Annotated in this window: 21 protein-coding genes; 14 read left to right on the top strand and 7 right to left on the bottom strand. The window is 67.2% G+C overall.

Annotation, left to right across the window (positions count from 1 at the left end; all coding sequences use genetic code 11):
- From QZ951_RS20155 to cyoA, 6 genes are read right to left on the bottom strand one after another with little or no spacing between them, the layout of a single operon-like run.
- Positions 1–1,335 carry an ATP-binding protein gene (locus QZ951_RS20155; RefSeq protein ID WP_293003914.1) on the bottom strand — a complete coding sequence of 445 codons (1,335 nt, stop codon included), beginning with the start codon at positions 1,333–1,335 and terminating at the stop codon, positions 1–3.
- A gap of 44 nt (positions 1,336–1,379) precedes the next feature.
- Positions 1,380–2,114, bottom strand: coding sequence for an SURF1 family protein (locus tag QZ951_RS20150; protein WP_293003912.1), 735 nt, complete (start codon positions 2,112–2,114; stop codon positions 1,380–1,382).
- The gene (gene cyoD / locus QZ951_RS20145; protein WP_293003910.1) at positions 2,111–2,542 is read right to left on the bottom strand and encodes a cytochrome o ubiquinol oxidase subunit IV; all 432 of its coding nucleotides are present in this window, start codon (positions 2,540–2,542) and stop codon (positions 2,111–2,113) included. The genes QZ951_RS20150 and cyoD overlap by 4 nt, the downstream gene beginning before the upstream one ends.
- The gene (cyoC, locus tag QZ951_RS20140) at positions 2,539–3,144 is read right to left on the bottom strand and encodes a cytochrome o ubiquinol oxidase subunit III (protein WP_366944000.1); all 606 of its coding nucleotides are present in this window, start codon (positions 3,142–3,144) and stop codon (positions 2,539–2,541) included. The genes cyoD and cyoC overlap by 4 nt, the downstream gene beginning before the upstream one ends.
- A 25-nt stretch (positions 3,145–3,169) precedes the next feature.
- The gene (gene cyoB, locus QZ951_RS20135) at positions 3,170–5,191 is read right to left on the bottom strand and encodes a cytochrome o ubiquinol oxidase subunit I (RefSeq protein WP_293003906.1); all 2,022 of its coding nucleotides are present in this window, start codon (positions 5,189–5,191) and stop codon (positions 3,170–3,172) included.
- A 19-nt stretch (positions 5,192–5,210) separates the two neighbouring features.
- On the bottom strand, positions 5,211–6,290 hold the full coding sequence (gene cyoA / locus QZ951_RS20130; RefSeq protein WP_293003904.1) for a ubiquinol oxidase subunit II: 1,080 nt from the start codon (positions 6,288–6,290) through the stop codon (positions 5,211–5,213).
- A 161-nt stretch (positions 6,291–6,451) separates the two neighbouring features.
- Between cyoA and QZ951_RS20125 the strand changes: the two genes are divergently transcribed.
- The 13 genes from QZ951_RS20125 to QZ951_RS20065 all read left to right on the top strand — a co-directional run bounded on the left by QZ951_RS20125 (position 6,452) and on the right by QZ951_RS20065 (position 24,892).
- The gene (locus QZ951_RS20125) at positions 6,452–7,783 is read left to right on the top strand and encodes an MFS transporter (protein ID WP_293003902.1); all 1,332 of its coding nucleotides are present in this window, start codon (positions 6,452–6,454) and stop codon (positions 7,781–7,783) included.
- Positions 7,784–7,854: 71 nt separating this feature from the next.
- Positions 7,855–8,745 (top strand): alpha/beta fold hydrolase, encoded by an 891-nt coding sequence (locus QZ951_RS20120; RefSeq protein WP_293003900.1) that lies wholly within the window; start codon positions 7,855–7,857, stop codon positions 8,743–8,745.
- Positions 8,746–9,376: 631 nt separating this feature from the next.
- On the top strand, positions 9,377–11,311 hold the full coding sequence (locus QZ951_RS20115) for a M4 family metallopeptidase (protein WP_293003898.1): 1,935 nt from the start codon (positions 9,377–9,379) through the stop codon (positions 11,309–11,311).
- A 152-nt stretch (positions 11,312–11,463) separates the two neighbouring features.
- Positions 11,464–11,814, top strand: a complete 351-nt coding sequence (gene uraH, locus QZ951_RS20110; RefSeq protein ID WP_293003896.1) for a hydroxyisourate hydrolase — start codon at positions 11,464–11,466, stop codon at positions 11,812–11,814.
- Positions 11,815–11,820: 6 nt separating this feature from the next.
- A complete protein-coding gene (gene xdhA, locus QZ951_RS20105; protein WP_293003894.1) occupies positions 11,821–13,293 on the top strand; it encodes a xanthine dehydrogenase small subunit in 1,473 nt (490 codons plus the stop codon).
- The gene (gene xdhB, locus QZ951_RS20100) at positions 13,290–15,611 is read left to right on the top strand and encodes a xanthine dehydrogenase molybdopterin binding subunit (RefSeq protein ID WP_293003892.1); all 2,322 of its coding nucleotides are present in this window, start codon (positions 13,290–13,292) and stop codon (positions 15,609–15,611) included. The genes xdhA and xdhB overlap by 4 nt, the downstream gene beginning before the upstream one ends.
- Positions 15,608–16,732: a xanthine dehydrogenase accessory protein XdhC gene (xdhC, locus tag QZ951_RS20095; protein ID WP_293003889.1), complete on the top strand. Its 1,125-nt coding sequence runs from the start codon at positions 15,608–15,610 to the stop codon at positions 16,730–16,732. The genes xdhB and xdhC overlap by 4 nt, the downstream gene beginning before the upstream one ends.
- 3 nt (positions 16,733–16,735) lie before the next feature.
- Positions 16,736–17,932, top strand: coding sequence for a urate hydroxylase PuuD (locus QZ951_RS20090; protein WP_293003887.1), 1,197 nt, complete (start codon positions 16,736–16,738; stop codon positions 17,930–17,932).
- Entirely contained in the window at positions 17,929–19,245 is a 1,317-nt protein-coding gene (gene guaD, locus QZ951_RS20085) for a guanine deaminase (RefSeq protein WP_293003885.1), read from the top strand. The genes QZ951_RS20090 and guaD overlap by 4 nt, the downstream gene beginning before the upstream one ends.
- On the top strand, positions 19,242–20,183 hold the full coding sequence (gene puuE / locus QZ951_RS20080) for an allantoinase PuuE (protein WP_293003883.1): 942 nt from the start codon (positions 19,242–19,244) through the stop codon (positions 20,181–20,183). Before guaD ends, puuE begins: the two co-directional genes overlap by 4 nt.
- Positions 20,180–21,916: an allantoate amidohydrolase gene (locus QZ951_RS20075; RefSeq protein WP_293003881.1), complete on the top strand. Its 1,737-nt coding sequence runs from the start codon at positions 20,180–20,182 to the stop codon at positions 21,914–21,916. Before puuE ends, QZ951_RS20075 begins: the two co-directional genes overlap by 4 nt.
- Entirely contained in the window at positions 21,913–23,172 is a 1,260-nt protein-coding gene (locus QZ951_RS20070; RefSeq protein ID WP_293003879.1) for a M20/M25/M40 family metallo-hydrolase, read from the top strand. The genes QZ951_RS20075 and QZ951_RS20070 overlap by 4 nt, the downstream gene beginning before the upstream one ends.
- Positions 23,173–23,308: 136 nt before the next feature.
- A complete protein-coding gene (locus QZ951_RS20065) occupies positions 23,309–24,892 on the top strand; it encodes a fatty acyl-CoA synthetase (protein WP_293003877.1) in 1,584 nt (527 codons plus the stop codon).
- 52 nt (positions 24,893–24,944) lie between these two features.
- Here the strand turns inward: QZ951_RS20065 and QZ951_RS20060 are convergent, their stop codons facing one another.
- Positions 24,945–26,051 (bottom strand): CaiB/BaiF CoA-transferase family protein, encoded by a 1,107-nt coding sequence (locus tag QZ951_RS20060; RefSeq protein ID WP_293003875.1) that lies wholly within the window; start codon positions 26,049–26,051, stop codon positions 24,945–24,947.
- Positions 26,052–26,154: 103 nt separating this feature from the next.
- On the opposite strand from QZ951_RS20060, the gene QZ951_RS20055 reads away from it, so the two are divergent.
- Positions 26,155–26,859 carry a TetR/AcrR family transcriptional regulator gene (locus tag QZ951_RS20055; RefSeq protein WP_293003873.1) on the top strand — a complete coding sequence of 235 codons (705 nt, stop codon included), beginning with the start codon at positions 26,155–26,157 and terminating at the stop codon, positions 26,857–26,859.
- The last annotated feature ends 38 nt before the right edge of the window (positions 26,860–26,897 follow it).

Below are 26,897 nucleotides of genomic sequence, written 5' to 3'. Positions count from 1 at the left end.
TCAAGGGTTGACGGTCAGCGCCGCCATCGGCAGACGCAGGCTCACCACGGCGCCGCCGTCGACGGCGTTCTCGGCCTGCAGATCACCACCGAGCTTGCGCATCACGTTCATCACGAGGAACAGGCCGAGTCCGCTGCCCGGGCGATCCTTGCTCGATTGATACGGCTTGCCGAGATTCTGCAGCATCTCGGCGCTGAAGCCGGGCCCGCGGTCGCGCACCGTCAGCCGGATTTCGCCGTCATGACAGCGCACCGACAGCCCGACCCATTGCGGCGATGCCTCGCGGGCGTTGTCCAGCACGTTGAACACCATCTGGCGCAGCGAGGTATCGGAGACGATCGGCGTCCGCCGGAACGCGACTTCGTCGAGCGGCTCCTCGATGGTGACGGCAAGCGGAATGCCGGGCGCGACCGGGCCCCAGCGCGCCACGAGCGCCGTCACGGCATCGGCCACCGTGGTCAGCGACGGCGCTTCGCCACGCGCCTCGCCGGCCGACATCAGGATGCCGCCGACGATGCGCTTGCAGCGCTGCAGCGCGGTTTCCATCTCGTCGAGTTCCGCGCGCAGGTCGGCGTCGTCCCGGAACGCAGCCATTCTTCGCCAGTCCCCGAGAATGACCGACATCGTCGCCATCGGCGTTCCGAGTTCATGGGCAGCGCCGGAGGCCAGCAGGCCCATGCGGACGATATGGTCATGCTCGACGGCCTGCTGACGCAGATCGGCCAGCCGCAGGTCGCGCCGGCGGAGATTGGCGATGATCCGTCCGGTAAACAGCACGAGCAGCACCACCACCAGCACGAAGCAGATCAGCGTGCCGGTGACGTGCAGCTGTAGCAGATGGCCGAGATCGTTCTCGCGGCCATTGATCATCAGCGGCCGGTGAAACGGAACCAGCAGCGCGAAGCTCAGGCAGGCATACGAGGCCAGCACCCAGGTCGACCAGGCTTCGAGCAGCACGGCACCGAGCATCACCTGCAGCACGTACAGGAACGCGAAAGGATTGGTGGCGCCGCCACTGAGGAACAGCAAGGCACTGAGCGCTGTCATGTCGAGCACGAGACCGGTCATCTGCTCGGCATTGGTGACCTCGCCATTGCGCCTCGGCCGCAGCATGCTGACCATGTTCAGCAGCACCAGCCCGCCGACCACCAGAAACATCGGCGCCATCGGCAGCCGCAGGTCGAACAGCACGGTGCCGAGCACGATGGTGAAGGCCTGACCGAACACCGCCAGCCAGCGCAGCTGCACCAGCAGCATGGCGTTCTGCTGGTTCGCGGTTTCGCCTAGCGAGTCGAGCAGCGACTTGCTGCGAGCGGGCGGCTGGGAAGACGACATGGGCCGCATGCTAGCAGCGCGGCGGCATGCGCTGAAGGTCCGCCTCAGACCTGACTCGCTTGCGGCGGCTCCGGCCGCAGCAGCAGCCCGATTCCGGCCAGCACCATCAGCGCCAGCCCGTACCAGGTCAGCGCATAGGCCAGATGACTGTTGGCGAACTTGATCACCGTGAGCCCACCGACCGGGCCATCGGGGACGGACGAGGCGATATCAGCATCGAGGAAATACGGCGCGGTCCGATCGGATGGCAGTCCACGCGCCATGGCGATGGCCGCGACGTCGCGCGAGTACCAGCGGTTGCCGGCCGGATCGTTGGCGCGCAGAAAGCCGCCGCCGGGTTCGCTGAGCCTAAGCAGGCCGGTGATGGTGACCGCGCCGTCCACCTGCCCTGCTGCGCGCGTCGCAGGATCGCGATGCGCGTCGTCGACGAAGCCGCGATTGACCAGCAGCCAGTGGCCATCGGTGGCTTGCAACGGCGTCAGTACCCAGCAACCGGCGCCGCGCTCAGTGACCGCTTTCGTGCAGGTTTCCAGTTCGTGATGAAACACGCCTTCGACGCTTAGCCGGCGATAGGCGTCTTCCCGACCGATCGCCGACCATTGCGCGGGACCAGGCGCGGCAACCGGGGCCGCCGCCAAGTGCCGTGTCACGCGCTCGATCAACGCCAGCTTCCATTCGCGCCGCGCCAACTGCCAGTTGCCGAGCAGCACCAACCCGACGACCGCGGCTGCCAGCACTGCGAGCAGGGCGAACCGGCGGGCATTCAGGCGGGATTTCATCCCGGCGAGATGCGCATCTCTTGCGGGCTCATCGGCGTCATGTTCTCGTTCATGTGGAACATGACCCACAGCGAGCCAGCGATGGTGATCACCACCAGCACCACGGTGAAGATTGCCGCCAGCATGTTCCAGCCACCCTGCGAACGGGTGTCGAGATGCAGGAAGTAGACGATGTGCACCAGCATCTGGGCGACGGCGAACACCACGATGATCGCCGTCGTCGCGAGCTTCGACGGCAGCACGTCGTTCATCACCAGCCAGAACGGCACGGCGGTCAGCAGCACCGACAGCGCGAAGCCGATCAGGTAGTCCTTGAAGCTCGCATGCGGAATGCCGTCATCGTGCGCATCGTCGTGGCCATGCGGCCCGTCGTGGCCATGAATGAAGTCGTCGGTGGCCGAAGCCTTTTGCAGGTCAGCGGCGCTCATCGCAGCACTCCCATCAGGTACACATAGGTGAAGACGCCGATCCAGATCAGATCGAGGAAGTGCCAGAACATCGACAGGCAGGCCAGACGACGGCGCGTGCTGTCCGTCAGGCCCCAGCGCTTCAGCTGCACGATCAGGGTCACCAGCCAGACGATGCCGAAGCTGACATGCAGGCCGTGGGTGCCGACCAAGGTGAAGAAGGCTGACAGGAAAGCGCTGCGCTGCGGGCCGGCGCCTTCGTGGATCAGGTGGTGGAACTCGTAGAGCTCGATGCCGAGGAAGACCAGGCCGAACAGGCCGGTGACCGCCAGCCAGCCGATCGTCGCGTTCACGCGGCGGCGCTGCATCTCGATCATCGCGAAGCCATAGGTGATCGAGCTGAAAAGCAGCATCGCGGTGTTGACCGCAACCAGCGGCAGCTCGAACAGATCCTTCGGGCTCGGCCCCGCCGCGTAGTTGCCACCGACGACGCCATACATCGCGAACAGGCAGGCGAAGATCAGGCAGTCGCTCATCAGGTACAGCCAGAAGCCGAGCATCGTGCCCGGCTGGGCGTGCAGTTCCTCGCGGACCAGCCAGCGGTCCGCGCCTTCCACCGCCATCGTCGACGTGTGTGCGCTCATGGTCTCAGGCTCCGGTCGCGGCAAGGGCGCGAGTGCGGGCGTCCTCGACTCGGGTGACTTCATCGGCCGGGATGTGGAAATCGCGGTTCAGGTTGAAGGTGTGGAAGATCGCGAAGCCGACGAGGCCCGCGAAACCGCTCACCGCCAGCCACCAGATGTGCCAGATCAGCGCGAAGCCGAGCACGGCGCTGATGCCGGCGAGGATGATGCCGGCCGAGGTGCCACGCGGCATGTGGATGGCGATGAAACCCGAAGTCGGACGCACGTAGCCGCCGCGCTTCATGTCCCACCAGGCGTCGATGTCATGCACCCGCGGTGTGAACGCGAAGTTGTAGTCCGGCGGCGGTGACGCGGTGGCCCATTCCAGCGTGCGGCCATCCCAGGGATCGCCGCTGACGTCGCGCAGCTGCTCGCGGCGCTGGTAGCTGACATAGAACTGGATCAGCGACGCGAGGATGCCGCAGCCGATCAGCACCGCACCGAAGGCGGCCACGATGAAGAACGGCTGCAGGCTCGTGTCCTCGAAGTGGCTGACCCGGCGGGTCACGCCCATCAGGCCGAGCACGTACAGCGGCATGAAGGCGAACAGGAAGCCGATCTGCCAGCACCAGAAACTGGCCTTGCCCCAGAACACGTCGAGCTTGTAGCCGAACACCTTCGGGTACCAGTAGCTGATCGCGGCAAACACGCCGAACACCACGCCGCCGATGATCACGTTGTGGAAGTGCGCGATCAGGAACAGCGAGTTGTGCAGCACGAAGTCGGCCGGCGGCACCGCGAGCAGCACGCCGGTCATGCCGCCGACGACGAAGGTGAACATGAAGCCCATCATCCACAGCATCGGCAGTTCGAAGCGGATGCGGCCGCGATACATCGTGAACAGCCAGTTGAACAGCTTGGCCCCGGTCGGGATCGAGATGATCATCGTGGTGATGCCGAAGAAGCTGTTGACACTGGCACCCGAGCCCATCGTGAAGAAGTGATGCAGCCACACGAGGTACGACAGGATGGTGATGACGACGGTTGCGTAGACCATCGAGGTGTAGCCGAACAGGCGCTTGCCGGCGAAGGTCGACACCACTTCGGAGAACACGCCGAACAGCGGCAGGATCAGGATGTAGACCTCGGGGTGGCCCCAGATCCAGATCATGTTCACGTACATCATCGGGTTGCCGCCGAAGTCGTTGGTGAAGAAGTTGGTGCCCACCGTGCGATCCAGCCCGAGCAGCAGCAGCACCGCCGTCAGCACCGGGAACGCGGCGACGATCAGCACGTTGGTGCACAGCGCGGTCCAAGTGAACACCGGCATCTTCATCAGGCTCATGCCCGGCGCCCGCATCTTCACGATCGTCACGATCAGGTTGACGCCGGACAACAAGGTGCCGACGCCGGCGATCTGCAGCGCCCAGATGTAGTAATCGACCCCGACACCGGGGCTGTAGTCAGCGCCGGACAGCGGCGGAAACGCCAGCCAGCCGGTGGTCGCGAACTCGCCGATGAACAGCGAGGCCATCACCAGCGCCGCACCCGCCGTGGTCATCCAGAAGCTGAAGTTGTTCAGGAACGGGAAGGCGACATCGCGTGCGCCGATCTGCAGCGGCACGATGTAGTTCATCAGCCCCGTCACGAACGGCATCGCGACGAAGAAGATCATGATCACGCCGTGGGCCGTGAAGATCTGGTCGTAGTGATGCGGCGGCAGATAGCCAGCTGAATCGCCGAAGGCCATCGCCTGCTGGGCGCGCATCATGATCGCGTCGGCAAAGCCCCGCAGCAGCATCACGAAGCCGAGCACCATGTACATCACGCCGATCTTCTTGTGATCGATCGAGCAGAACCAGTCGCGCCACAACCAGCCCCAGGCGCGGGCGCGAGTGATCCAGGTCAGCACCGAGATGCCGGCCAGTGCGGCGACCAGGAAGGTCACCACGATGATCGGCTCTTGATAAGGAATCGAATCCAGACTCAGGCGACCGAACAGCAGGGTCGCCAGCTCGGAACGAGGTTCGGCAGAGGCAGGCGTCATGGGAGTTTTCGGCTGGGAATCAGGGTGCGAGGCGCACGCGGCCGTAGGACGGCGGATCGACCGGGCTCATGTAGGCGTCCGGTGGCACGGTGCACAACGACGTCACGTAGCTGTCCGGCCGAGCAACGTCCTGCCCGCGGCGGCGTTCGGCGTCGTGGCTCAGGCGGGCGACGTTGTAGACGTTGGCGAGCCCGAGGCCACCACGCGCGTCGATCGCCATCATGTCGCGCATGCACATCTTGGTCGTGTCGACGCATAGGTTCAGCGCCGCGTCATACAGGCCTTCGACGACCCTGCCGTAATGACGGGCGGCTTCCTTCGCGCTTGGGCGTTCGAGCTTCAGATATTCGTCGCGGTTCAGCTCGGCCGGGGCTTCGCGAACCTGCGCGACCCACTGGTCGAAGGCCGCGCCGTCCATTCCCTTGAAGCGGAAGCGCATGTCGGAGAAGCCGGCACCGCTGTAGTGCGCGGACAGGCCCTCGTAATCGCCGGCCTTGTTGATCACCGCATGCAGGCGGGTTTCCATCGCCGGCATCGTGTAGATCATCCCGGCCAAGGTCGGCACATAGAACGTGTTCATCACGGTCGACGCGGTCAGCTGGAACTCGATCGGCACATCGACCGGCGCGGCCATCTCGTTGACCGTGGCGATGCCGTAGTCCGGGTAGATGAACAGCCACTTCCAGTCGAGCGCGACGACCTGCACCTTGAGCGGCTTGACGTCCGCCGGCACGCTACGCGCGGCGTCGAGCCGATCGAGCTTGCGGAACGGGTCGAGCGTGTGGGTGCTGATCCAGGTCACCGCGCCGAGCGCGATGATGATCAGCAGCGGCGCCGACCAGATCACCAGCTCCAATTGCGTGGAGTGATGCCAGTCGGGCGCGTAGGTGGCGCGCTTGTTCGACGCGCGATAATGCCAGGCGAACCAGCCGGTCAGGATCATCACCGGCACCACGATCAGCAGCATCAGCACGGTGGACACGACGATCAGATCGCCCTGCTGGCGGGCGACGTCGCCGGAAGCATTGAGCGTGACCAGATTGCAGCCGGACAGCAGGCTGGCCATCAGGATCAGGCTGGCGGTGGAAGCAAGGCGCATCGTTCGGGCAGACATGGACGTCGCAGGTTCAAGGTGCGAGGCGAAGTCTGGGCTGCCGTCCCCGAGCGCGCGATTGGACCAATTGTCCAATGGGCGCGCGCCGCCGCTCGTGCGACAGTTTCGTCGCCGGAAATCCCCGGCCCGCACCCGGATTGCGTCCGATGGCCCTGACGACCGCCTCTTCCAGCTCCGATCTGCCGTCGCCGACGGCGTCGGCCCACGATGCCGTGTCGCCCGGCGAGATCGCCATCGGTGTCGTCATCGGCCGACTGTCGGAGATGTTCGACTTTTTCGTCTTCGGCATCGCCTCGGTGCTGGTGTTCCCGGCGGTGTTCTTCCCGTTTGTCGATGCCAAGACCGCGACGTTCTATTCGTTCGCGATCTTTTCGCTCGCGTTCATCGCGCGCCCATTCGGCTCGTCGCTGTTCCGCGTGATTCACGAGCGTTACGGCCGCGGCGCGAAGCTAACGATTGCGCTGTTCGTGCTCGGCACGGCGACCGCCGGCATCGCGTTCCTGCCCAGCTACAAGACACTGGGCGAGTGGTCGATCGTGCTGCTGGCGCTGATGCGGATGGCGCAGGGCTTTGGCATCGCCGGCAGCTGGGATGGCCTGCCATCGCTGCTGGCATTGAACGCGCCCGAGAATCGCCGCGGCTGGTACGCGATGCTGCCGCAGCTCGGCGGGCCGATCGGCTTCTTCATCGCCGCCGGCCTGTTCGCGTTTCTGGTGTCGTCGCTGACGCCGGCCGATTTTCTCGACTGGGGCTGGCGCTATCCGTTCGCGGTGGCGTTCGCGATCAATGTCGTTGCGCTGTTCGCCCGCCTGCGCCTCGTCGTGACGCCGGAGTTCACCGCGCTGCTGCAGACCCGTGCGCTCGAACCGTCGCCGACCGGTGAACTGCTGCGCACCCAGCGCGCCAGCATCGTGCTCGGCGCGTTCGCGCCGCTCGCCAGCTTCGCGCTGTTCCACGTGGTCACCGTGTTCCCGCTGTCGTGGGTCACGCTGCTGACCACCGAAAAAGTCAGTGTCGTCGAATGTCTGAGCGTGCAGATGTTCGGCGCGCTGCTGTGCATCGTCGGCATGCTGCTGTCGGGGCAGATCGCCGACCGCATCGGCCGCCGCGCCACCCTGGCGCTCGGGGCGGGCATGATCGCGTTGTTCAGCCTCGTCGGGCTGCTGCCGGTGTTCGTCAACGGCAGCCTGATCGGCGCACTGCTGTTCGTGCTCGGCGGCTTCGTGCTGCTCGGCTTCACCCACGCGCAGGCCGCCGGCGCGATCAATTCGACGTTCCCGAGCCGCTACCGTTACAGCGGCGCCATCATCACGTCCGACCTCGCCTGGCTGGTCGGCGCCGCGTTCGCGCCGCTGGCCGCGCTGTTCATCGCCAGCCGCTTCGGCGTCGGTTATGTCGGCGTCTATCTGCTGTCGGGCGCGGTCGGCACCTTGATGGCGCTCGGCATCAACCGCAGTCTCGAAATGCGCGACGACTGAGCCCTCGCCGCCCACGGTGCCGCAGGGCATGATCGAACGATCCTGTCCCGATCGGCCGGAGCCGTGACCCGATGACTGCCCTGCTTCGCTGCCTGTCCGCGCTTGCCGCGCTGGCGTTCTTGACGCTGCCCGCCCGGGCCGACGTCATGACCTTCATGCCGAAGGAAATCCGCGATGCGGAGCAGCCGTCGATCGACGGCGCCGCGCGGCTGCTCGCAGCCCGCCCGGATGCCCTGCGGCAATACACGGTCGATGGCCGCAGCATCCGCTATGTCGAGCTTGCCCAGCCGGAGACGGCCCGGCCGCTCGTGATCTTCGTTCACGGCTCGCCCGGCTTGTGGCGCACCTGGGTGCCCTACCTGAACGACCCGGACCTGCAGGCGAAGGCCGACCTGATCGCGATGGACCGACCGGGCTTCGGCGACTCGGGCAGCGGCGACGCCGTGCTTGGCTTTGCCGCGCAAGCCCGCATGCTGGCGCCGCTGCTGGACCGCGCGCAGCCCGGCCAGCGCGTGGTGCTGGTCGGCCACGCCCTGGCCGGCGCGCTGATCGCGCGGATGGCGATGGCGTATCCCGACCGGATCACCGATCTGGTCATGACCGCCGCGCCGCTGGACCCGAACCTGCAGCAGGAATCGTGGTTCCAGTACCTCGCCGATCTGGCACCGGTGACTTGGCTGCTGCCGCGCGAGATCGTCGTCTTCAACCGCGAGTACCTGCGGCTTGCGGAGGAACTGCGCGAGATGCAGCCGCTGTGGCCGAAGGTCGGTCAGCGCGTCAGCCTGCTGCTCGGAACCGACGATGCCGAAGTGCCGCTGGCCACCGGTCGGTTTGCCCGGCAGGTGCTGTCGTCGGCGCCAGCCGTGAACGTGATCGAACTGCCGGTAACCAATCACTTCATTCCGTGGACGCGGTTCGGGCCGCTGAAGACCGCGATCCTGGGCCATCTCGACGGGCCCTAGCCGGCGCCCGGCAACAGCGAACGCCGACCCCGCCCGCCGACCGCTTGCCCGGCATTCCGCAGGCTCGGTGGCCTGTCGGGCCAGCCGCGAATGCTTCCGGATCGAGCGCGGCGGCCCGTCCGGTCCGGACAGGCGAATGTCCGGAACTTGTCGAAACTATGATCAGAAAATGCCGGATTCGCGCCAAATTTCGGTCGTGCATCACGACTGTGCGGGGGCGCCCCGTTTTGATTCGCGCAGGGACGATTCCGACACGCTGCAGGCCCTGACCCTTTCCCGCTGAAAGTGCTCAAGAACTTGATTCAGGTCATGAAAAGTGGGTCCCACTTGTTCAGTTTGGGCGTCCGGATTGTCATCGATCAAGACTGAATTCAGTCCTGCTTGCTTTCGGACTAGTTTGGACCGCTTGTTGCAGTGACATGACACTCACAAAGATGAAGCTTCCGTAACGACAGGAGCGCCGCAACGCTCCCGCTTTGCGTAGGTCGAGTCTTCCTTTGCTTTTCGTGACGAATGATTCCGGGCCGTGCCGTGTCGTGCGGGCATGCCGGTCGCGGAATCACCGAGGTGCGGGCTCCCGGCGCAATCTGCGCCGACCCGTCGTTGATGAAATCAATCAGGGGGAAATCCGTTGAAAAAGCTCATTGGAAAAGCTGTTCTGGGGTCGCTGGCGACCGGTCTGGCAGCGTCGGTTGCGCTGACCGCCACCGCCGCCGCGCCGAAATCGGTCGTTGCTACCGATGCATTGAAGGGAAAGACGCCGGTTGACATCGCGGCCGCGCTGTCGGCGCTGCGCGGCGCTGAAGTGCTCGACGTGGCCAGCGATGGCCTGCCGACGTTCCTGCGCGGCGATCTCGGCCGTGTCGACGCGATTGCCGGCAAGGACGCTGCCGCCACCGATTCGGCGCTGCGCGCCCAGCTCGTTCCGGCGCTCGCCGCGTTCCGTCTGGCGCCGTCGGATCTCAAGCTGCTCAAGGTCAATGTCGACGAGGCGGGCAACAAGCACGTCAAGTATCGCCAGACCTACCGCGGCGTCGATGTCGTCGGCGGCGATCTGATCGTCCACCTCGACAGCAAGGGCACGATCAACGCCATCAACGGCAACGCCCGCGGCGGCGTCTCCAGCCTCGCTGGCGGCAAGGACATCGGCGAAGCGGCTGCGCTGTCGTTTGCCGGCGCCGAACCGAACCTGGTCGGCCTGAAGAGCGGCCCGGCGCGTCTGGTCTATTTCGTGTCGCCGGAAGGCCAGCTGTTCAAGGCCTACGAGTCCGAGTTCACCGGCACCCGCGGTCAGGACCCGGTCCGTGACAAGGTGTTCATCGACGCCGCCACCGGCAACGTCGTCGGCGTGCACCCGCAGATCCACCACGTGCTGAACCGTCGCGTCCATTCGTCGAACAACGGCACCACCCTGCCCGGCACCCTGCGCCGCAGCGAAGGCCAGGCCGCGACGACCGATACCGACGTCAACGCCGCGTACGACAACACCGGCGCCACCTACAACGCCTATCGCGCGTTCTGGAACCGTGATTCGTACAACAATGCGGGCGCCACGCTGACCAGCTCGGTCCACTACAGCAACAACTACTGCAATGCCTTCTGGAACGGCACGCAGATGGTGTTCGGCGACGGCAACTCGGCTCAGGGCTGCCTGCCGCTGGCGCGTAGCGTCGATGTCACCGGCCACGAGCTGACGCACGCGGTCACCGAGAACGAGTCCGGCCTGATCTACAGCGGCCAGTCCGGCGGCCTGAACGAAGCCTACTCCGACATCTTCGGCGCGTTCGTCGAGTCCTATGTCGACGGCGGCAGCAACGGCTCGCTGCCGATTTCGTCGGGAACCTGGGCTGTCGGCGAAGACATCCTGCCGCCAGGCTTGCGCTTCATGAACGATCCGGCCCGTGATGGCGCCTCGCTGGACTACTACACCAGCACGTCCGGCAACGTCGATGTCCATCTCAGCTCGGGCATCGCCAACCTGGCGTTCTACTTGCTGTCGCAGGGCGGCACGCATCCGCGTGGTCGCACGACGGTGAATGTCACCGGCGTCGGTCTCGCCACCGCGATCCGCATCTTCTACCAGGCCCAGGTCAACATCCTGACGCCGAGCTCGACGTTCCTGCAGGCCGGCAACGCGACGGTGCTGGCGGCGCAGCAGTTCGGCTACTCGACGGCGATCCAGACCTCGGTTGCCAATGCCTGGCAGGCCGTCAATGTCGCAGTGCCGACGCCGGGTTCGGGCGGCGGTGGCACGGGTGACGTTGCGCTGACCAACGGCGTCACGGTCACCGGCATCAGCGGCGCAACTGGCAGCCAGCGGTTCTACACGATCACCGTGCCGGCCGGCCGCACCACCCTGAGCGTCGTGACCAGCGGCGGCACCGGCGATCTGGATCTGTACGTGCGTCGCGGCGCGCGTCCGACCACCGCCACCTACGACTGCCGTCCGTTCCGGACCGGCAATGCCGAGACCTGCACGTTCAACGCGCCGGTGGCCGGCACGTACTACATCCTGCTGAATGGCTACGCCGCGTACTCGGGCGCCAGCCTGCGCGCGACCTACTAAGGGCCAGCGTTCCCCGAAGTAGTCCGCTCTGAACGGCGGGCGATCCACTGCACGGTGGGTCGCTCGCCGTTTTCGTTTTGCGGCACGCTGTTTGCGCACTCTGCACGACGCAAATCGATGCCTCTCGAACGCAAAACGCGGCACACTCGGACATGGCCAAGCTGACCACTCACGTACTCGACACCGCCGCCGGAAGACCAGCCGCAGGTTTGCGCGCCGCGCTCTTCCGCATCGCCGATTCCCGCACGCAACTGCTTGAATTCATGACCAATGCCGATGGCCGGGTCGATCAGCCGCTGCTGGCGGACCAGACGCTGATCGCCGGCATCTATGAACTCGTGTTCGAGGCCGGCGCGTACTTCCGCGCCCAGGGCCAGTCCCTGCCCGAACCGCCGTTTCTCGACCAGGTCCCGATCCGCTTCGGCATCGCCGATCCTGCCGCGAACTATCACGTGCCGTTGCTGATTTCGCCGTGGAGCTATTCCACGTACCGAGGCAGCTGAGCGGCCATGTCTGCCGCTGCCGATTCCCGCACGCTCCAGTTCCTGCTCGACGGCGAAGTCGTGCGCGTCGCCGACCTGCCGCCGACCACGACCGTGCTCGAATGGCTGCGCGAACACCGCGGCCGCTGCGGCACCAAGGAAGGCTGCAACGAAGGCGACTGCGGCGCCTGCACGGTCGTCATCGGCGAGCTGCGCGATGGCGGCATCCGCCACCGCGCGATCAACAGCTGCATCCGGCTATTGCCGACGATCGACGGGCTGGAGCTGGTCACGGTCGAAAGCCTGGCCGCAGCGGATCAGCCGCTGCACCCGGTGCAGCAGGCGATGGTCGACTGCCATGCCTCACAGTGCGGCTTCTGCACGCCGGGATTCGTCATGAGCCTGTTTGCGCTGAACCTTGAGAATCCGGCCCCGACGCGCGACCAGGTCGTCGACGCGCTGTCCGGCAATCTCTGCCGCTGCACGGGCTATCGGCCGATCATCGATGCCGCGCTGGCGGTGCCGCCATCGACCGAAACCACGCGCTGGTCGCGACGCGATGCGCAGTCCGCAGCGCGCGTGGCGGCGCTGCAGTCGATCCAGCGCAGCACCGCGCTCGCCGTGCCCGGCTTCACGGCCCCGCGCACGCTCGATGAACTCGCCGAAGCCCGTGCCGCACAGCCCGACGCCACGCTGCTGGCCGGCGGCACCGACATCGGCTTGTGGATCACCCAGCAACTGCGCGAATTGCCGTCGCTGATCTATCTCGGCAACGTCGCCGAACTGCAGGCGATCCGGCAGGACGACGCCGGCATCACCGTCGGTGCTGCCGTGACCTTCAGCGACGCCTGGCCCGTGCTCGTCGCGGCGCACCCGGCGCTGGACGATCTGGCCCGTCGCTTCGCGTCGCCCCTGGTCAACAACAGCGCAACCTTGTGCGGCAATCTCGGCAACGGTTCGCCGATCGGTGATTCGATGCCGGCGCTGATCGCGCTCGGCGCGCGCATGAACCTGCGCTGCGGGCCGAGCAGCCGCTCGGTGCCGCTCGATGCGTTCTATCTCGGCTATCAGCGCAAGGATCTGGCCGCCGGCGAGTTCATCGTGTCGGTCACCGTTCCGCACGCGCGACCGGGTCTGCGACTGGCGTCGTACAAGCTGTCGAAGCGGGTCGATCAGGACATCTCGGCGGTCTGCGCCGGCTTCGCGGTGACCGTCATCGACGGCGTGATCGTCGATGCCCGCCTCGCGTTCGGCGGCATGGCGGCAATCCCGGCACGCGCGCCGCAGGCCGAGGCGGCCCTGATCGGCCAGCCGTGGTCACACGCCGTCTTCGATGACGCGGCCGAGGCGCTGCGACAGGATTTCCAGCCACTGAGCGATCTGCGCGCAACGCGCGATTACCGGCTGATCGCCGCCGGCAATCTGCTGCGACGCTTTGCGCGGGAACACGATTCCGCCAGCGCGGCGTCGCTGCGCGTCAGCGCGTTGCAGCCGCGATGAGCCTGTCGAAACCGGTTGTCACGGCGCGTGTCGGCGACGATCTGCGCCACGAAAGCGCGCACCTGCATGTCAGCGGCCGCGCTGTCTACTGCGACGACCTGCCGCTGCCCGCCAACGCGCTGCATGCGGTGTTCGGCCTGAGCCCGATCGCGCATGGCCATGTGCGGTCGGCAGACCTGACGCAGGTGCTGTCGGCTCCCGGAGTCGTTGCCGTCGCCACGGCAGCCGACATTCCGGGCGACAACAACTACGGCGGCATCATTCCGGACGATCCAATCTTCGCCGATGGCCTCGTGCAGTACGCGGGCCAGCCGATGTTCGCGGTCGCGGCCAGCTCGCACCTCGCCGCGCGGAAGGCGGCGCAACGCGCGCAGTTCGAGTTCGAACGCCTGCCGGCGATCCTCGACATTCGCAGCGCGCTGGCTGCAGATAGTCACGTCATGCCGACGCAGACGCTGGTGCGCGGCAGCCCACATCAACAGCTGGGGTCGGCCGCGCATCGCCTGAGCGGCACCGTGGTCATCGGCGGTCAGGACCATCTGTATCTCGAAGGGCACATCGCGATCGCGATCCCGCAGGAAGATGGCGTGATGCTGGTGCACAGCTCGACCCAGCATCCGACCGAAGTGCAGCACGTGGTCGCGCATGCGCTCGGCCGCGCGCTGCAGGATGTCACCGTGCAATGCCGGCGCATGGGCGGCGGCTTCGGCGGCAAGGAAAGCCAGGCCGCCTTGATCGCGGCGGCGGCGGCCGTGCTCGCGAACAAGACCGGGCGACCGGTCAAGCTGCGGCTCGATCGTGCCGCCGACATGCTGATGACTGGCAAGCGCCACGACTTTCTCGCCGACTACGATGTCGGCTTCGATGCCGAGGGCCGAATCACCGCGCTGACCGTGATGCTGGCCTCGCGCTGCGGCTATTCGGCCGACCTCAGCGGCCCGGTCAACGACCGCGCGGTCTGCCACATCGACAACGCCTACTACCTCGAACACGTCGAAATCGTGTCGCATCGCTGCAAGACGCATACGGTGTCGAACACTGCATTTCGCGGCTTCGGCGGACCGCAGGGCATGATGGTGATCGAGCAGATCATCGAGGACATCGCCCGCACGCTCGGCCGCGATGCCCTCGCCGTGCGCCGCGCGAACTACTACGGCCTGCACACGCGCAACGTCACGCCGTACGGCATGACGGTCGAAGACAACGTGCTGCACACGATCACCGATCAGCTCGAAGCGAGCAGCGACTATCGCCGCCGTCGCCGCGCAATCGCCGAGTGGAACGCGGCGAATCCGGTGGTCAAGCGCGGGCTGGCGCTGACACCGGTGAAGTTCGGCATCTCGTTCAACGCCACGTTCTACAACCAGGCGGGCGCGCTGCTGCATGTCTACAAGGACGGCAGCGTGCGGATCAATCACGGCGGCACGGAGATGGGCCAGGGCCTGCACACGAAGATCGTGCAGATCGTCGCCGAGGAACTGGGCCTGCCGGTGTCGGCCATCCGGGTGACGGCGACCGATACCGGCACCGTGCCGAATACCTCCGCGACGGCTGCTTCGAGTGGCTCCGATCTGAACGGCAAGGCCGCGCAGGCGGCGGCCCGCACCATCCGCGAACGCCTGCTGAACTTCGCCTGCACCACGTATCGCGTGACCCGCAGCGACATCCGCTTCGATCAAGGCTGGGTGCAGATCGGCGCGGAGCGCATCCGCTTCGCCGATCTCGCGAAGCAGGCCTATCTCGCCCGCGTGCAGCTGTCGGCGACCGGTTTCTACCGCACGCCGAAGATCCACTGGGATCGCACCACGTTCAGTGGCCGGCCGTTCTTCTACTTCGCGTATGGCGCAGCGGTTGCTGAAGTCGCGATCGACACCTTGACCGGCGAAACACGACTGCTGCGCGCCGACATCCTGCACGACGTCGGTCGCTCGCTGAATCCGGCGCTGGATCGCGGCCAGATCGAGGGCGGCTTCCTGCAGGGCGTCGGCTGGCTGACCACCGAGGAACTGTGGTGGAACGCGAACGGCGAGCTGAAGACCCACGCGCCATCGACCTACAAGATTCCGACCGCGCGCGACTGGGCGCAGGACACGCGCGTGGCGCTGCTGGCGCAGGAGCCGAACCGCGAGGACACGATTCATCGCTCGAAGGCGGTCGGCGAGCCGCCATTGATGCTGGCGATCTCGGTGCTGCACGCGATTCGGGATGCCGTCGCCGCCTGCGGCGATGGCAGCGTGCTGCCGAACCTGCCATCGCCGGCGACGCCGGAAGCCGTGCTGAAGGCCGTGATGGCGGTCCGCGGCGAGGGCTCGACATGAGCGCCGTGCTGCAATCCGTGTCGGCACGCGCGACGCCGGTGACATCGACGGCGCCATCGACACTGATGAACTGGCCGCGCGCGGCGCTCGACCTGCTGCGCGAGCACGAGGCCGTGGTCCGCGTCGTCATCGCCCGGGTTCGCGGCTCGGCACCGCGAGAGGCCGGCGCTTCGATGCTGGTCACGCACGATCGGATCGTCGGCACGATCGGCGGCGGCAGTCTCGAATGGCAGGCAATGGCCGACGCTCGTGTCCTGCTCGACAGCCCCCGGACCGACGGCAGGCTGACCCGGCACCTGCTGGGCCGCGAGCTCGGCCAGTGCTGCGGCGGCGTGGTGGAGCTGTGGAGCGAGCGCTACACGCAGGCGGATCGCACGTTCCTCGACGACGCCGTGCGGCAACTGCGCGCAGCCGAAGCCGCGGTGCTGGAATCGCGACTGGACGCTGGACGCATCGCGCGGCGCTGGCACTTCGATCCATCTGCCACGCGTCCGCAGTTGATCGCGCACGACGGTGACGCTGACTGCACCTTCATCGAACGCCTGAGTCCGGCACTCGCGCCGCTGTGGCTGTTCGGAGCCGGCCATGTCGGTCAGGCGCTGGTGCCGATCATGGCCGCGCTGCCGTTCCGGATCACCTGGATCGATTCGCGGCCCGACCTGTTTCCGGCTGCGCTGGCGGAATCCGTCGGCACCATCGTGGCGGCGCAGCCGGCAGCGTGCGTGGCCAGCGCCCCGCCCGGCTGCCGCTATCTCGTGATGACCCATGACCACCGGATCGACTACGCGCTGTGTCGGGCGATCCTCGCGCGGGGCGATGCAGCGTTCGTCGGCGTCATCGGGTCGGCGAGCAAGGCGGCGCGCTTCCGCTCGCGTCTGCTGAAGGACGGCTTGAGCCGCGAACGGCTGGCGCCGCTGGTCTGCCCGGTGGGCATCGCCGGCATCGCCAGCAAGCTGCCGGCGGCGATCGCGGTTGGTGTCGCCGCGCAGTTGCTGCAAGGTCTCGACGTGAAGCCTGCCGGCATCGTCCACGACCGCGCGCTCGACGATTGCCGGATCGATGTGGCGCATGGCTGCGCAAGCTGCGGCCAGTCTCGCGTCGAGACCTCATCCCTGCCCTGAATCATGGCCGCGTACTGGATCGATTTCTTCAGCTTGCTGGCGCGCTGGACGCATGTCGTCGTCGGCATCGCGTGGATCGGCGCCAGCTTTTACTTCGTCTGGCTCGACAATCATCTCGACGCACCGAGCGACGACGCGCTGAAGGCCAAGGGCGTCGGCGGCGAGCTGTGGGCGGTGCATGGCGGCGGCTTCTACAACCCGCAGAAGTACGGACCGGCCGGACCCCGGCGCGTCCCCGACACGCTGCACTGGTTCTACTGGGAGGCCTACAGCACCTGGCTGACCGGCTTCCTGCTGCTGTGCCTCGTCTACTACCGATCGCCAGAAGTCAGCCTGCTCGATCCGACCCGGCTGGCGCCGGGTGGCTTCGGCGGCGTCGCCGTCGGGCTCGGCTTTCTTGTCGGCGGCTGGCTGATCTATCACGCGCTGTGCCGCTCGCCGCTGGCGCGCAGCGAGCGCGCACTCGGCCTCAGCATCGCCGGCTTGCTCGGGCTTGCCGCGTGGGCGCTGTGCCAGACCTTCAGCGGCCGGGGTGCCTTCCTGCACTTCGGCGCGATGCTCGGCACGATGATGGTGGCGAACGTCTTCTTCGTGATCATTCCGGGGCAGCGCAAGATGGTGGCCGCGATCCGCGCCGGCCAATTGCCGGACCCGATCCACGGCAAGCACGGCAAGCAGCGCTCGGTGCACAACACCTATTTCACGCTGCCGGTGCTGTTCACGATGATCAGCAACCATTACGCGACCACCTACGGCGGACCGTCGAACTGGATCGCGCTGATCCTGCTGTGTGTCGGCGGCGCGGCGATCCGGCACTGGTTCGTGCTGCGCCACCGGGCGCGCGAGCGTGACGGCAAGACCTCACCCGTGGCATTGATCATCGGGCTTGCCGCGATCGTCGCGACAGCCGCCATGTTGCAGCCAATGACCGCGGCATCGACTGCGGCCGCGCCAGTGACGGCTGAACGAGCGCAAGCCATCTTGGCGGCCCGCTGCACCACCTGCCATGCCGCGCAGCCCCGCTTCGCCGGTCTTGCCGCCGCGCCGAACGGCGCGATGTTCGATACCCCCGAACGCGCGCACGCAAAGCGCAGCCTGATCGCCGCGCAACTGCAGAGCGGCGCCATGCCCCCGGGCAACCTGACCGCGATGACCCCGGACGAACGCGCCGAACTGCTGCGCTGGGCCAGCACGCCATGAGCAAACCTACGGTTTCCGCGCATCGCGGTGCGATCCTGCATTTCCTCCGCGATCCGGGCGATGGGACCGACGCCCGCGCATACGAATACTGGCTCGACGGTCTGCTGCTGATCGAAGACGGCTGCGTCGCCGCCTGCGGCCCTGCCGGCGATCTGCTGCCGACACTCGGTCCGGACGTGACCGTCACCGCGCATCCGGATGCGCTGCTGCTGCCGGGCTTCGTCGACACGCATCTGCACTACCCGCAGACCGATGTCATCGCCTCGAGCGGCCGGCAGTTGCTCGACTGGCTTAACGACTACGTATTCCCGGCCGAGCGCCGTTTTGCCGATGCCGCGCACGCCGCGGAAGTCGCCGAGTTCTTTCTCGACGAACTGCTGCGCAATGGCACAACCACGGCACTCGTTTTCGGGACGGTGCACAAGGCCTCGGTCGATGTCTTCTTCGAGGCCGCACGCGCGCGCCGACTGCGGATGATCGCCGGCAAGGTGCTGATGGATCGTCACTGCCCGGACTTCCTGCGCGACACCTGCGAATCCGGCGAGCGAGACAGCCGAGCACTGATCGAGCGCTGGCACGGCAGCGATCGCCTGCATTACGCGATCACGCCGCGCTTCGCACCGACTTCGACACCGGAACAGCTTGCCAGCGCAGGCCGTCTGGCCCGCGAGTTTCCGGATGTCTTCATCCACAGCCACGTTGCCGAGAACCGCGACGAGATCACGTGGGCGCGCGAACTGTTCCCCGACGCGCGCAGCTATCTCGATGTCTACGACCGCGTCGGCCTGCTTAGAGATCGCGCGATCTACGCCCACTGCATCTATCTGGACGACGCGGACCGCCGACGGATGGCCGCGAGTGGTGCCGCCGCCGCATTCTCGCCGACCTCGAACTTCTTCCTCGGCAGCGGCCTGTTCGATCTCGCCGCGACCGATGCCTGCGGCATGCGTTACGGGCTGGCCAGCGATGTCGGCGGCGGCACCAGCTTCAGCCTGCTGCGGACGATGGACGAGGCCTACAAGGTCGCGCAACTGCAGGGGCAGCGGCTGAGCGCGCTGCGAGCGTTCTATCTGGCGACGCTGGGCGGCGCGAAGATTCTCGGGCTCGATCACCGCATCGGTTCGTTCCAGCCGGGGCACGAAGCGGATTTCATCGTGCTCGATCTCGCCGCCACGCCATTGCTCGAACGCCGCTGCCGTCTGGCCAGCACCCTGCCGGAAACGCTGATGGCACTGCTGACCCTGGGCGATGACCGCGCGATCCGGCAGACGTTTATTCTCGGCCGAGCGATGAAACCATGCAGCCCGCGATGACCGACTTCCCCTACCCGCGTGACCTGATCGGCTACGGCCGCACGCCGCCGCATCCGCAGTGGCCGAACGGCGCGAGGATCGCGCTGCAGTTCGTGCTGAATCACGAGGAAGGCGGCGAGAACTGCGTGCTGCATGGCGATGCGGCGTCCGAAACGTTCCTGTCGGAAATCATCGGCGCACAGGCGTTTCCGATGCGCCACATGAGCATGGAATCGATCTACGAATACGGCGCGCGCGCCGGCCTCTGGCGCGTGCTGCGGGCGTTCGAGAAGCGCCGCCTGCCGCTGACCGTGTTCGCGGTGGCGATGGCGCTCGAACGTCATCCGGAAGCGGTCGCGGCGTTCAAGGAACTGGGCCACGAGATCGCCTGCCACGGGCTGCGCTGGATCAGCTATCAGCAGGTCGACGAAGCCACCGAGCGCGCGCATCTCGCCGAAGCGGTCGCGATCATCCGGGAGCTGACCGGCGCCGCGCCGCTCGGCTGGTACACCGGGCGCGACAGCCCGAACACGCGGCGTCTGGTGGTCGAACACGGCGGCTTCGCCTACGACGCCGATTCCTACGCCGACGACCTGCCGTACTGGACGCGCGTGTCCACCGCCGATGGCGTCAAGCCGCATCTGGTCGTGCCGTACACGCTCGACAGCAACGACATGCGCTTCGCCGCAACGCAGGGCTTCAACTCGGGCACGCAGTTCTTCGACTACCTGCGCGACGCCTTCGACACGCTGTATGCCGAAGGCGATCCGGCCGGCCTGAACGCGCCGAAGATGCTGTCGATCGGCCTGCACAGCCGCATCGTCGGGCGCCCGGCGCGCATCGCGGCACTGGAGCGCTTCCTCGACCACGTGCAGGCACACGATCACGTCTGGATCACGCGCCGCATCGACATCGCCGATCACTGGCGCGCGCGGTTTCCGGCGCCGACGCTCGCATGATCACGCTGGCCGAGCTGAACCGACTGGACCGCGCCGGCTTCGTTGCCGCACTCGACGGCCTGTACGAGCACTCGCCATGGGTGGCCGACGCCGCGTTCGCCGCCGCACCGTTCGCATCGAAACTGGCGCTGCTCGATGCCCTGAACGCGGCGATGCTGGCCGCTCCGGAAGCACGGCAACTCGACTTGATCCGTGCCCACCCGGAGCTGGCCGGCAAGGCGGCGATCGCCGGTGCGCTGACGGCGGCATCCACCCGCGAGCAGGCCGGGGCTGGCCTGTCGCAATGCTCGCCCGATGAATACGCGAGCCTGCATCGCCTGAACGCCGAGTACCGGGCGCGGTTCGGCTTCCCGTTCATTCTTGCGGTGAAGGGCCACACGCGAGCCTCGATCATCGCGAGCCTCGCCGCACGCCTCGCGAACGACCGCGCCACCGAACAGGCGCGCGCGCTGCACGAGATCGGCCGCATCGCCGGCTTCCGGCTCGCCGATCGCGTCTCCGAGCCGTTCGGCGATGAAATCCTCGCGATGTGCGCGCGGCTGGCCACGCTCAGCGAGCAGGCCGATGGCCTGACCTGCACCTACCTGACGCCGGTGCATCAAGCGACCGCCGCGCTGCTGCGCGACTGGATGCTCGAAGCCGGGCTGGACGCGCAGATCGATGCCATCGGCAACGTCGTCGGGCGCTGGCGCCGCGCGGAGCCGGATGCCCGAACGCTGATCACCGGCTCGCACTACGACACGGTGATCAATGGCGGTCATTTCGATGGCCGGCTCGGCATCGTGCTGCCGATCGTCGTGGCGCGGCGGCTGCGGCAGGCCGGTGTGCCGTTGCCGTTCGATCTGGAGATCGTCGGCTTCTGCGAAGAGGAAGGCGTGCGCTTCAAGTCGACCTTCCTCGGTTCCGGCGCCATCGCCGGGCGCTTCGATCCCGCCGTGCTCGCCCGCATCGACGGGGCCGGTATGACGATGCGCGACGCGCTGAACGCGGCGGGCCATGATCCGGCGGCGATCGCCGGCATCGCACGCGATCCGGCCTCGCTGCTCGGCTTCGTCGAGGTCCACATCGAGCAGGGTCCTGTGCTGCTCGACGAAGGCCACGCGGTCGGTGTCGTCACCGCGATCAACGGCAGCCTGCGCTATCGGGCATCGATCACCGGGCTGGCCGGCCATGCCGGCACGGTGCCGATGCATCTGCGCCGCGATGCCGCCGCCGCCGCTGCCGAGATCGTGCTGATGGTCGAGCAGCGCTGCGGCGCGGTGCCGGGGCTGGTCGGCACGGTCGGCCTGCTCGAAGTGCCCGGCGGCGCGGTCAACGTGATTCCCGGGCGCTGCGAGCTGTCGATCGACCTGCGGGCACCGGATGACGCCGTTCGCGATGCCGCGGCGGCCGACGTGCTGCGGGCGATCGACACGATCGCGTCGCGCCGCGGCGTCACCGCGACGGTCGTGCCGATCGTGCGGGCCGATGCCACCCCCTGCGCGCCGGCGCTGCAGGACGCGCTGGACTCTTCGATCCGGCGGGTCACCGGCATCACGGCCAGCCGCCGCCTGCCGAGCGGCGCCGGGCACGATTGCATGATGATGGCGAACCTAACGCCGAGCGCGATGCTGTTCGTGCGCTGCGGCAACGGCGGCATCAGTCACCATCCGGACGAAACCTTGAGCGCGGGCGATGCCGACATCGCCGCCCAAGTCTTCGCCGATTTCCTCACCCATCTCGAACCGACATGAACGACCTGCAGCGCGCCATCCTGCGCGAAGTCGAATCCGAATTCGCCGCCGCCACCGCCTTCCTCGCCGAACTGGTCAAGGTGCCGACCGACAATCCGCCCGGCGATTGCGCCGCCCACGGGGCCCGAGCGGCCGAACTGCTGACCGCGCTCGGGCATCCCGTCGAAGTGCATCCGGTGCCGGCTGACGACCTGGCGGCAGTGCAGATGATTTCGGCCTCAAACCTGATCGTGCGCCATGCCTTCGGCGATGGCGGGCCCTGCATCGCGCTGAACGCGCATGGCGACGTGGTGCCGCCGGGGCTTGGCTGGTCGGTCGATCCGTACGGCGCAGTGGTCCGCGACGATCCGCAGCATGGGCCGGTGATGTACGGCCGCGGGGTCGCCGTCAGCAAGTCCGATTTCGCGACCTATACCTTCGCACTGCGGGCGCTGCAGCGGCTGGTGGCGGCGGGCGCGCTGGCCTTGCGCGGCCGCGTCGAACTGCATTTCACCTACGACGAGGAAGTGGGCGGCGAGATCGGCCCGGCCTGGCTGCTGCGGCATGGCCTCAGCCGGCCGGACTACGCCCTGTCCGCCGGCTTCTCGTATGCCGTGACCACGGCGCACAACGGCTGCCTGCATCTGGAAGTGACGGTGCAGGGCCAGCAGGGCCACGCGGCGATGCCGAAGTCCAGCCGCGATGCGCTGGAAGCGGCGACCGGCGTGCTGGCGGCGCTCTACGCCTCTCGCGCAGCGCTGGCCACCCAGCATTCGGCGACGCATGGCATCGACAGCCCCACCCTGAACATCGGCCTGATCAGCGGCGGCATCAACACCAATGTCGTGCCGGACAAGGTCAGCTTCCGGCTTGACCGGCGAATCATTCCGGAGGAATCGGCCGAGGTCGCCGAAGCCGCGCTGCGGACGCTGATCGCCGACAGCGCGGCGCGCTATCCGGGCATCACCGTCGACATCCGGCGGCTGATGCTGGCGAAGCCGCTGGTCAAGCTGCCGGGCGCCGAAACGCTGACCGCGGCCCTTCAAAAGCATGGTGCGGCGTACTTCGGAACGTCGATCATCGAACACGGGGTACCGCTGTACACCGACGCGCGGCATTACACCGCCGCCGGCATTCCCACCGTGCTGTACGGCGCTGGCCCGCGGACCCTGGCCGAAGCCAATGGCCACGGTGCCGACGAGTGCCTGCGGCTGAACGATCTGAAGCGGGCGACCACGACGGTGGCGGCGATGCTGGCGGAGTTGCTTGCGGCATGACGTGCGGTTAGTCGTCACGAGCGAACGACGGTTCGATTGACGCCGCCTGCACCTGGGGTTCATTAGCCTTGAATGCGAGACATCAACAGCGCGACGGCCATGTTCCGTCGCCAACATCACCTGCGAGAAAGCACACATGAGCCTGACCGGGAACCTGAACCTCTCAGCCGAGATCGTCCGCGCGCGCCGCAACACCATCGGCGATGCGCTGCGCCGCTCCGCTCGCCGCCATCGCCAGCGGGAAGCGCTGCGCTACGCGGATCGCGGCTGGAGCTTCGAAGCGCTGGATCAGGCCGCGAACCGGGTCGCGCAGTTCTACGCATCGCTCGGGATCAGGGCCGGCGACCGCGTGCTGGCCTACGGCAAGAATTCCGACGCCTACCTGATCGCGTTTCTCGGCTGCCTGCGGCTCGGGGCGATCCATGTCCCGATCAACTACGCGCTGACCGGCGACGAGCTGATTTATCTGGTCAAGCAGTCGGGTGCTTCGCTGGTGCTGAGCGATCCGGATCTTGCGGCCAACCTCGCAGTGCTCGGCGACCCGCAGCCGACCACGCGGCTGCTGAAGGGCGCGCCGGGCGAGGACCTGCTGAGCATCGCGCAGCACGGTCCGCTGCCGGACGCCGAGTTCGAGGTCGACGATCGGTCCGTCGCGCAGTTCCTGTACACGTCGGGCACCACGGCCGCGCCGAAGGGCGCGATGCTCGGCCATGCCGGCGTCCTCGCCGAGTACCAGACCTGCATCCAGGACCTGGAATGCCGCGAGTCCGACCGTGCGCTGGCCGCGCTGCCGCTGTATCACACCGCCCAGATGCACGTGTTCACGATGCCGCACCTGCTGGTGGGTGCCTGGCAGATGCTGATCGAATCGCCAGTGCCGGCGCGCGTGCTGGAACTGATCGAGGCTGAAAAAATCACCTCGTTCTTCGCGCCGCCGACGGTCTGGATCAGCCTGCTGCGCCATCCGGACTTCGCGACACGCGATTTGTCCTCGCTGCGCAAGATCTATTACGGCGCCTCGATCATGCCGGTGCCGGTGCTGCAGGAACTGCGCGCGCGCCTGCCGAACGCCGAGCCGTACAACTGCTACGGCCAGACCGAGATCGCGCCAATGGCGACCGTGCTGCGGCCGCACGAGCACGAGGCGCGTCCGGCATCGGCCGGCCGGCCGGTGTTCAATGTCGAGACCCGCGTCGTCGACGACGCCGGCAACGACTGCCCGCCGGGCACGCTCGGCGAGATCGTTCACTGCAGTCCTCAGCTGACGCTCGGCTACTGGGACAAGGCCGCGCAGACCGCCGAAGCCTTCGCCGGCGGCTGGTTCCACTCCGGCGACCTCGGCTACTTCGACACCGAGGGCTACCTGTTCATCGCCGATCGCGTAAAGGACGTGATCAACACTGGCGGCGTTCTGGTGGCCAGCCGCGAAGTCGAGGAGGCACTGCTGACCCATGCCGCCGTGTCGGAAGTGGCCGTCGTCGCCCTGCCCGATCCGAAGTGGATCGAAGCGGTGGCGGCGTTCGTCGTGCTGCGCGACGGCGCCGAGGCCAGCGGCGATGCGCTGATCGCCCACGCCAGGGCGGTGCTGGCGCCGTACAAGGTGCCGAAGCAGGTGATCTTCGTGCCGACCCTGCCGAAGAACACCGCCGGCAAGCTGCTGAAGCGCGAATTGCGCTTGAAGTACAGCGGATCGGCGACGCCGTTCGCGCTGCCGGGCTGAGCGCCGGGAGACCGGGACCGCCGTCGCGGCGGTCCCGGATGCGGCGAACCGCTCAGCCGCGCAGCGGCCCCAGCACTGCGTCGTTGTCGGCGCCGAGCTTCGGCGTCTTGCCGTTCACGGCGCTGGCGTTGTCGAAGAAGATCGGCAGGTTGAACGCCGGCTTGCCGTTGTCGTCGACGATCATGCCGCGGGCCAGCACCTGCTCGTTCTTCAGCACTTCCGCCGGCGACAGGATCGCGCTGACGCAGGTGTCCTCGTTCGCCAGCAGCGCTTCCCACTCGTCGCGCGGGCGCGACTTGAACAGCGCGACCAGTTCGGCGCGCAGCGGCTCGCCGTGCTTGCCGGGCACGGCCGGGAGCTTCTTCAGATCGTCGCGGTCGACGCGGGTCAGCACTTCGTGGAAGAACTTCATCTCGAGCGAGCCGACGGCCAGATGCTTGCCGTCCGCGCATTCGTAGACCGCGTAGTTCGGCAGGCCGCCGCTGAGCATGTCGCGGCCCTTCGGCGGCATCTGGCCGAAGACGCGGAGGCTGTTCAGCGACAGCACCTGCAGCGCCAGCGTGCCGTCCATCATGCCGACGTCGACAAAGCTGCCGACGCCGCTGTCCCGTGCGCCGTACAAGGCCGCAAGAATGCCGATGGCGCAGGTCAGGGCCCCGCCGGCGAGATCGGCAACCTGCAGATTGCCGACGGCAGGGGCGCCCTCGAAGCCGGCGGTCTGGTCGAGCTCGCCCGAATAGCCGCGATAGTTCATGTCATGACCCGGGCGGTCGCGGTACGGGCCGGTCTGGCCGTAGCCGGTCAGCGCGGCGTAGACCAGCTTCGGATTGATCGCCTTCAGCACGTCGTAGCCGACGCCCAAGCGGTCCATGACTCCCGGACGGAACGATTCGATGACGACATCGGCGGTGGCGACCATCTTCTTGAAGATGGCGACATCCTCGGCCTGCTTCAGATCCATCGTCACCGACTGCTTGCCGCGATTGACCAGCGAGAACAGGTCAGGCGACATCCCGCGGGCGCCGTCGCCGCCTTTCGGGTCCTCGATCTTGATCACTTCGGCACCGAGCTGCGCCAGATACAGCGTGCAGAACGGGCCCGGCAGCAGGCGGGAAAGATCGAGCACGCGGACGCCGCGCAGCAACGGGTTCTGGGTCATGGGATCGGGAGTGGGAACGGCAGTCGGGACGGTGGTCGGGCTGGGGGTGGAACGCGTGAGCAATTTTACATACAGTCTGGACGGTATCCTACTGCCCGCAGCCATGACCGACTCTCCTCCACCGTCCCCGACTTCGGCCGCCCGGCCCCGCCGCACCCAGGCCGAACGCAGCGACCTGATGCGCACGCGGCTGCTCGAAGCGACGCTGCAGAGCCTGGCCGAAGACGGTTACGCCGGGTCCACGCTGAGTTCGATCGTCCGCCGCGCCGGCGTCTCGCGCGGCGCGCAGGTGCATCACTACCCGAACAAGCAGGCGCTGATGCTCGATGCGGCGGAAGACCTGCTGCGCCGCACCTACCGGCAGCTCGGCGAGATGCTGCTGTCGATCGGCGACGAGGATGATCGCCTGTCGCGGCTGGTCGAGGCCGCATGGGATCAGGTGTTTTCCACGCCGCTGTTCAACGCCTACACCGAACTGCTGATCGCCAGCCTGCGCGATCACGATCTGGCCGACGCGCTGCGCGAGCGCCTGAAGCGGGTCCAGCAGGTCTATGCGCCGGCCGTCGAGCACTATTTCGAGCCGATCGACCCGGCCCGCACCAGCAAGGCCGACCTGCACGCGATGTTCGTGCAGCTCAGCTTCTTCCTCGTCGGGCTGGCCACGCAGGCCCATCTGATGAACGACCGCGCGTGGATTCGCAGCCATCTCGATCTGTGGGCGCGTCAGGCCGCGCAGATGATGCGGGCGCGCAAGGGCGTGCGTCTGCCGCCGCCGCGCTCGGAAGCGTGGCGCCGTCCTGCGGTCTGACGTCGCGGGCCGCAAAACCGTTCCTGCGTGCGGCTGAC

The sequence above is a fragment of the Nevskia sp. genome (assembly GCF_021732705.1).
Taxonomy (GTDB): Bacteria; Pseudomonadota; Gammaproteobacteria; order Nevskiales; family Nevskiaceae; genus Nevskia.
The sequence above is the reverse complement of the archived record's forward strand: the minus strand, read 5'-3'. Positions and strand labels throughout refer to the sequence as shown.

Bases quoted from the DNA above. Each gene is read 5' to 3' on its own strand.
- QZ951_RS20155 (WP_293003914.1), bottom strand. From the start codon at position 1,335: ATGTCGTCTTCCCAGCCGCCCGCTCGCAGCAAGTCGCTGCTCGACTCG.
- QZ951_RS20150 (WP_293003912.1), bottom strand. From the start codon at position 2,114: ATGAAATCCCGCCTGAATGCCCGCCGGTTCGCCCTGCTCGCAGTGCTG.
- cyoD (WP_293003910.1), bottom strand. From the start codon at position 2,542: ATGAGCGCCGCTGACCTGCAAAAGGCTTCGGCCACCGACGACTTCATT.
- cyoC (WP_366944000.1), bottom strand. From the start codon at position 3,144: ATGGCGGTGGAAGGCGCGGACCGCTGGCTGGTCCGCGAGGAACTGCAC.
- cyoB (WP_293003906.1), bottom strand. From the start codon at position 5,191: ATGACGCCTGCCTCTGCCGAACCTCGTTCCGAGCTGGCGACCCTGCTG.
- cyoA (WP_293003904.1), bottom strand. From the start codon at position 6,290: ATGCGCCTTGCTTCCACCGCCAGCCTGATCCTGATGGCCAGCCTGCTG.
- QZ951_RS20125 (WP_293003902.1), top strand. From the start codon at position 6,452: ATGGCCCTGACGACCGCCTCTTCCAGCTCCGATCTGCCGTCGCCGACG.
- QZ951_RS20120 (WP_293003900.1), top strand. From the start codon at position 7,855: ATGACTGCCCTGCTTCGCTGCCTGTCCGCGCTTGCCGCGCTGGCGTTC.
- uraH (WP_293003896.1), top strand. From the start codon at position 11,464: ATGGCCAAGCTGACCACTCACGTACTCGACACCGCCGCCGGAAGACCA.
- xdhA (WP_293003894.1), top strand. From the start codon at position 11,821: ATGTCTGCCGCTGCCGATTCCCGCACGCTCCAGTTCCTGCTCGACGGC.
- xdhB (WP_293003892.1), top strand. From the start codon at position 13,290: ATGAGCCTGTCGAAACCGGTTGTCACGGCGCGTGTCGGCGACGATCTG.
- xdhC (WP_293003889.1), top strand. From the start codon at position 15,608: ATGAGCGCCGTGCTGCAATCCGTGTCGGCACGCGCGACGCCGGTGACA.
- QZ951_RS20090 (WP_293003887.1), top strand. From the start codon at position 16,736: ATGGCCGCGTACTGGATCGATTTCTTCAGCTTGCTGGCGCGCTGGACG.
- guaD (WP_293003885.1), top strand. From the start codon at position 17,929: ATGAGCAAACCTACGGTTTCCGCGCATCGCGGTGCGATCCTGCATTTC.
- puuE (WP_293003883.1), top strand. From the start codon at position 19,242: ATGACCGACTTCCCCTACCCGCGTGACCTGATCGGCTACGGCCGCACG.
- QZ951_RS20075 (WP_293003881.1), top strand. From the start codon at position 20,180: ATGATCACGCTGGCCGAGCTGAACCGACTGGACCGCGCCGGCTTCGTT.
- QZ951_RS20070 (WP_293003879.1), top strand. From the start codon at position 21,913: ATGAACGACCTGCAGCGCGCCATCCTGCGCGAAGTCGAATCCGAATTC.
- QZ951_RS20065 (WP_293003877.1), top strand. From the start codon at position 23,309: ATGAGCCTGACCGGGAACCTGAACCTCTCAGCCGAGATCGTCCGCGCG.
- QZ951_RS20060 (WP_293003875.1), bottom strand. From the start codon at position 26,051: ATGACCCAGAACCCGTTGCTGCGCGGCGTCCGCGTGCTCGATCTTTCC.
- QZ951_RS20055 (WP_293003873.1), top strand. From the start codon at position 26,155: ATGACCGACTCTCCTCCACCGTCCCCGACTTCGGCCGCCCGGCCCCGC.